This window comes from Thiocystis violacea (assembly GCF_016583575.1).
GTDB classification, from domain to species: Bacteria; Pseudomonadota; Gammaproteobacteria; order Chromatiales; family Chromatiaceae; genus Thiocystis; species Thiocystis violacea.
Genome location: NZ_NRRG01000103.1, coordinates 1 through 6,259 on the forward strand (window position 1 = coordinate 1; position 6,259 = coordinate 6,259).

The 6,259-nt window shown below is 65.8% G+C and carries 4 protein-coding genes; 1 reads left to right on the forward strand and 3 read right to left on the reverse strand.

From position 1 onward, the window contains the following. Positions 1–144: 144 nt before the first annotated feature. The 3 genes from aceF to CKO27_RS23130 form a co-directional block, all read right to left on the reverse strand. Positions 145–1,842 carry a dihydrolipoyllysine-residue acetyltransferase gene (aceF, locus tag CKO27_RS23120; RefSeq protein WP_200377271.1) on the reverse strand — a complete coding sequence of 566 codons (1,698 nt, stop codon included), beginning with the start codon at positions 1,840–1,842 and terminating at the stop codon, positions 145–147. 34 nt (positions 1,843–1,876) lie between these two features. Continuing rightward, positions 1,877–4,531 (reverse strand): pyruvate dehydrogenase (acetyl-transferring), homodimeric type, encoded by a 2,655-nt coding sequence (gene aceE, locus CKO27_RS23125; RefSeq protein WP_200377272.1) that lies wholly within the window; start codon positions 4,529–4,531, stop codon positions 1,877–1,879. A 157-nt stretch (positions 4,532–4,688) separates the two neighbouring features. Then, on the reverse strand, positions 4,689–5,732 hold the full coding sequence (locus CKO27_RS23130; protein WP_200377273.1) for an agmatine deiminase family protein: 1,044 nt from the start codon (positions 5,730–5,732) through the stop codon (positions 4,689–4,691). Between the two features lie 131 nt (positions 5,733–5,863). On the opposite strand from CKO27_RS23130, the gene CKO27_RS23135 reads away from it, so the two are divergent. Next, positions 5,864–6,259, forward strand: a 396-nt coding sequence (locus CKO27_RS23135) for a threonine/serine exporter family protein (RefSeq protein WP_338116178.1), incomplete at its 3' end; no start/stop codon positions are given.

The window sequence follows — 6,259 nt, forward strand, 5'->3', positions numbered from 1 at the left end:
TCGAGGGGTCGGGGGCGGGGAGTGGACGAGCGTTCGTGCCGCTGTTTGGGATCGAACGAGAGCACCGATGGCGGTCGCCCGACATCCTTGTCGGGTCTTGGGATGGCGCCACCGAAGCCTGAAGGCCATGGCGGACGCGATGGACTAGAGCAAGAGGTGGCGGATATCCCCCAGCAACTGTCGCAGCCGACTGGTGAAGCGCGCTCCGTCGGCTCCATCGACGACCCGGTGGTCATAGGAGAGCGAGAGCGGCAGCATCAGGCGCGGCCTGAACTCCGATCCGTTCCATACGGGTTTCATCTCGGAGCGCGAGACGCCCAGGATGGCGACCTCCGGGGCGTTGACGATGGGCGTGAAGGCGGTTCCGCCCAGGCCGCCGAGGCTGGAGATGGAGAAGCAGCCGCCCTGCATGTCGCCGGGCAGGAGCTTGCCGGCGCGTGCCTTGGCGCCGAGCTCGGCCAGTTCGCGGGCGAGGGTCCGCAGCCCCTTTTGGTCGACATCGCGCACGACCGGAACCAGCAGACCGTTCGGCGTGTCCACGGCGACCCCGATGTGGGTGTAGTGCTTGTGGACGAGCTGCTCGCCATCGCTGGTCAGCGACGCCTTGAGGATCGGCATCTCGTTCAGCGCCCTGGCCACCGCCTTGAGCAGGAAGGGCAGGAGGCTGAGCTTGACGCCGTCCTTGGCGGCGCTGTCCTTCTGTTCCTGGCGGAAGGCTTCCAGCTCGGTGATATCCGCCTCCTCGAATTGGGTGACATGCGGAATGCCGAGCCAGCAGCGGTGCAGGTGCTTGCCGCTGATCTTGCGGATGCGCGGAATCTCCTTGATCTCGACCGCGCCGAAGCGCGCGAAATCGACCTCGGGCGCGGGTGGTAGCCGAAAGGGCAGCGTCGTCCCCGAGTCCGGGGTCTGGCCCTGGGCGAGCGCCTGCTTGACGTAGCCTTGTACGTCGTCCTTGAGGATGCGTCCCTTGGGGCCAGAGCCCTTGACACGCGCCAGATCGACGCCCAGCTCGCGGGCGAAACGTCGCACGCCGGGGCTCGCGTGAGACTTGCGGCCCGTGGCGATGGCGGCCATGTCCTCCGGTCGTGGGAGCACCGGCGCCTGGCGGCGCTCGGCCTCGCCGTGCGCCCGTCGCGGGGTGTCCGCCTTGGGCTCGGGCGCGGGAGATCCTGGGCTGTCGGCCTCTTCCGTCGTCAGGTCCGGGGATGGACCTTCCGCGTCCGGCACGGGCGGCGCGTCGGTGCTCAGGGTCAGGATGAGATCCCCGGCGTTGAGGGTGTCGCCCAGCTTGACGGCCAGTTCCTCGACGACGCCCGCGTAGGGCGAGGGAATCTCCATGGTCGCCTTGTCGCTTTCCACGGTCAGCAGGGATTGCTCGGTCTCCACACGGTCACCGGGTGCGACCAGGATCTCGATGACCGGGATGTCGGCGAAGTCGCCCACGTCGGGCAGGACGACCGAGACCGATTCGCCTTGAGGGCTGGCCTTGGCCTGGCGCGCCTGGGCGACCGGCGGCTCCTCGCGCGCCGGAGGCGGGGTGGGCTTGGACGTGGGTTCCGTGCGTGCCATGGGGTCAGGATCCTTCGATGCGGCTGCTCCCTCGGCCTCGACCCGGAACAGCCGGTCGCCCTGGCTGACCTTGTCGCCAGCCTTGACCAGGATCTCCCTGATGGTTCCGCTGGTGGGCGAGGGGATCTCGATGGTCGCCTTGTCGCTTTCGAGCGTCAGCAGGGACTGCTCGGGTTGGATCCGGTCGCCTGGAGCGACCAGGATTTCGATGATCTCGACATTGGAGAAATCCCCGATGTCGGGCAATAGAATGTCTTCGACGGTTGTCACGCGATGTACTCCTCGGTCTGTCGATTCGGTGGCGTCAAACCGTCATCGGGTTGGGTTTTTCCGGGTCGATGCGGTACTTGGCGATCGCCTCGGCCACGATCGAGGAGTGGATCTCCCCCTCGTCGGCCAGCGCCTTGAGCGCGGCGACCGCGACGTAATAACGATTGACCTCGAAGAACTTCCTGAGCTGGCTGCGCATGTCGCTGCGCCCGAAGCCATCCGTTCCCAGGACAACATAGCGGCGCGGGACATAGGGCCGGATCTGATCGGCGTAGGCCCGCATGTAGTCGGTGGCGGCGACGATGGGGCCGCGCGACTTGGTCAACTGGGTCTCGACATAGGTGGTGCGCTGCTCCTGGTCCGGGTGCAGCAGGTTCCAGCGCTCGATATCGATGCCCTCGCGTCGCAGCTCGTTGAAGCTGGTGACGCTCCAGACCGCCGAGCCGACGTCGAAATCCTTCTCCAGCAGCTCGGCGGCGGCGAGCACCTCGCGCAATATGGCGCCGGACCCCATGAGTTGGACGCGATGGGCGCGCTCCTCGCCGCGCTGGATCCGGTACAGACCCTTGAGGATGCCCTCCTGACTGCCTTCGGGCATCGGCGGCTGAACATAGTTCTCGTTCATCGCCGTGAGGTAATAGAAGACGCTTTCCTTCTCCCGGTACATGCGCCGCAGTCCGTCCTGCACGATGACGGCCAGCTCATAGGCATAGGCCGGGTCGTAGGCGACGCAGTTGGGGATGGTGGAGGCGAGGATGGGGCTGTGACCGTCCTGATGCTGCAAGCCCTCTCCGGCCAGCGTGGTGCGCCCGGCGGTGCCGCCGATCAGGAAGCCGCGCGCGCGCATGTCGCCGGCGGCCCAGGCCAGATCGCCGATGCGCTGGAAGCCGAACATGGAGTAGTAGATATAGAAGGGAATCATGCTCTGGCCATGATTGGCATAGGCCGTGGCGGCGGCGATCCAGGAGGACATGGCGCCGGCCTCGTTGATGCCTTCCTGGAGGATCTGGCCCTTTTTGTCCTCGCGGTAGTACATCACCTGATCGGCGTCGACCGGCTCGTAGAGCTGGCCTTGCGAGGCGTAGATGCCGAGCTGACGGAACATGCCTTCCATGCCGAAGGTGCGCGCCTCGTCCGGGACGATGGGCACCACGTACTGGCCGATGTGCTTGTCGCGGACCATGAGGGTCAGTAGCCGCACGAAGGCCATGGTGGTGGACATTTCCTTGTCCCCGGTCCCTTCGAGCAGGCTGTGGAAGGCGTCCAGCTCGGGTATCTGCAAGGGCGGTGCCTCGTCGCGACGGGCCGGGAGGTAGCCGCCGAGCCGTTCGCGCGCCTGATGCAGATACTTGATCTCCTCGCTGTCCGAGGGTGGCTTGTAGAAGGGCGCGGCGCCGATCTGATCGTCCGAGATCGGGATGTTGAAGCGGTCGCGGAACGCCTTGAGCGCGGCCTCGCCCATCTTCTTCTGCGAGTGGGTGATGTTCATGCCCTCGCCGGCGACGCCCATGCCGTAGCCCTTGACCGTCTTGGCCAGGATCACGGTCGGCTTGCCGCTGGTCTCCATCGCGGTCAGATAGGCGTTGTAGACCTTCGCCGGGTCATGACCGCCGCGATTGAGCCGCCAGATGTCCTCGTCGGTCATGTTGGCGACCATGTCCTTGAGCTCCGGATACTTGCCGAAGAAGTGTTCGCGGGTGTAGGCGCCGCCCTTGGCCTTGTAGGTCTGATAGTCGCCGTCGACGCATTCTTCCATGCGCTTGAGCAGCAACCCCTGTTTGTCGCGCGCCAGCAAGGGATCCCAATAGCTGCCCCAGACGACCTTGATGACGTTCCAGCCCGCGCCGCGGAAGACCGCCTCCAGTTCCTGGATGATCTTGCCGTTGCCGCGCACCGGGCCATCGAGGCGTTGCAGGTTGCAGTTGACGACGAACACCAGATTGTCGAGTTGCTCGCGCGCGGCCAGCGAGATGGCGCCGAGCGATTCCGGCTCGTCCATCTCTCCGTCCCCAAGGAAGGCCCAGACCTTGCGGCCGGCGGTGTTCGTCAGGCCCCGGTCCCTGAGATAGTGCATGAACCGGGCTTGATAGATGGCCATGATGGGACCGAGCCCCATCGAAACCGTGGGAAACTGCCAGAACCCGGGCATCAGCCAGGGATGCGGGTAGGAGGGGAGGCCGTTGCCGTCCACTTCCTGGCGAAAGTTGTAGAGCTGCTCCTCGCTGAGGCGGCCTTCGAGGAAGGCGCGGGCATAGATGCCGGGGGCCGAGTGGCCCTGGAAGAACACCAGGTCACCGCCGTGATCCTTGTCGCGGGCATGCAGGAAATGGTTGTAGGCGACGTCGATCAGGGTCGCCGAGGAGGCGAAGCTGGAGATGTGCCCCCCAAGCTCGGTCGACAGCCGATTGGCCTGGACCACCATCGCCATGGCGTTCCAGCGCACGAAGGAGCGAATACGCCGCTCCATCGCCCGGTCTCCGGGGAAACGCTCCTGGCGTTGGACCGGAATGGTGTTGAGATAGGCGGTATTGGCGCTGTAGGGCAGGTAGGCACCGGAGCGGCGCGCCTTGTCGATCAGGCGCTCCAACAGGAAGTGGGCGCGTTCGACGCCTTCGTTCTCCAGCACGGCGTCGAGCGAATCGAGCCATTCCTGCGTCTCTTGGGGATCGATGTCGGGCTTGTTGGTCATGTCGCTTCCAGGGATGCGTTCGAGGCGATTTTGGGTTGGACAAAGCCGTGATTATATAGCACCGGCATATCGGTAAATACTAAGGATTCAATATTGCAATGCACAAGACACCGGTCGAGCCGAATGGAAACCCGCGCGGCGCCCAGGCGATAGGCGATCAGGGCGCGAACGCCAGCACTCCGGCCGGAAGCGGCATGCTGATGCAATGCAGGCTGCCACCCTGGCGGATCAGCGGTCGGCAATCGAGCGGCAGGATGGCTCGGCCGGGAAAGAGTCCGCTCAGGACCGACTGGGCCTCGGCGTCCGCCGGATCGCCGTAGACCGGGAGCAGGATCGCGCCGTTGATGATGAGAAAGTTAGCGTATCCGGCCGGCAGGCGCTCGCCGTCCGCGTCCAGGATCGGGGCGGGGGAGGGCAGCGGGACCAGGCGATAGGGTTGGCCATCGGGATCCCGCAGCGCCTTGAGCTCCTGCTCCATCGCCCGAAGCTCGGCGTAATCCGGATCGGTCGGATCCTCGCCGCGGGCATGACAGATGGTTCCCGGATCGCAGAAGCGGGCGAGTGTGTCGATATGGCCGTCGGTATCGTCGCCGCTGATGGCACCCCGTTCCAGCCAGAGAAAATGGCGGATGCCGAGTCGGGCGGTGAGTTCTTGCTCGATGTCCTCGCGCGAGCGGCCGGGATTGCGCAAGGGATCGACCAGGGTTCGGGTGACCGCGAGCAGGGTTCCCCGGCCATCGGTTTCGATCGCGCCGCCCTCCAGCACCAGCGGACTTTCCTCGCGTGGAGCATCCCCGAAGACCCCGGCCTCGGACAGGCGGCCCGTGATCCGGGTGTCCAGATCGGCCTGGAACTTCCCGCCCCAGCCGTTGAAGCGGAAGTCCAGCAAAAGGGGACGGACTCCATCGGTCAGCAGGCCGATCGGGCCATGGTCGCGCGTCCAGGTGTCGTTGCTCGGGGCGAGGCCGAGACGCAGTCGGGCGGGATCCGCGCCGGCTCCGGTTGCCAGACCACGCGCGTGTTCGGCATGATCCGCGTCCCGGCAGACGATCAGCACCCCTTCGTACCGGGCGATCAGCGCGGCCAACTCGGCGTAAAGTGACTCGACGCGCTCCAACTGGTCCGCCCAGGGGGTCTCGGCGTGCGGCCAGGTGAGCATGACCCCGGATTGGGGTTCCCATTCGGCGGGCAGTCGGCGCATCGTGCGGGTCTCGCTTGGTTAGGGACGGATCCGTGGAATTCTAACCGTCAATCAGGAGTACCCATCCAATCAATCAGCCTTCGGAGTCACCGCGTCAGGATTCCCTTGAGTTCACGGCGATCTGCCAGGCGGTGGTGCGCGCCGGCGCGCTCATGGCCTCGGCGGGCACCGGCGCCTACCGCGTCAAGGAAGAGATGAACCGCGTCGGGAGCGCGCTCGGTCTGGAGGCCGTTCACGCCGAGGTAACCCTCAATACGGTCATCGCCACCTGCGTGCGCCAGGGCGAGAGCCATACCCTGGTCGGGACCATCCCCGCCGTGAGCGTCAATGCCCGCCGTATCGTCGATATGGAGGCGCTGGCGCTGAACACACCCTCCGGCGCGAGCGTCTCGGACTTCAATCGACGGCTCGATGCCATCGCCGAGCGGCCCGCGCGCTATGGTCCGGGAATCACGGCCCTGGCGGCGATGGTCGCCTGCGCGGCCTTCTGCTTTCTCAATCATGGGGGTTGGGTCGAGTGTCTGGGG

Coding starts and splice junctions, on each gene's coding strand:
- aceE (WP_200377272.1), bottom strand. CDS start 4,531: ATGACCAACAAGCCCGACATCGATCCCCAAGAGACGCAGGAATGGCTC.
- CKO27_RS23130 (WP_200377273.1), bottom strand. CDS start 5,732: ATGCGCCGACTGCCCGCCGAATGGGAACCCCAATCCGGGGTCATGCTC.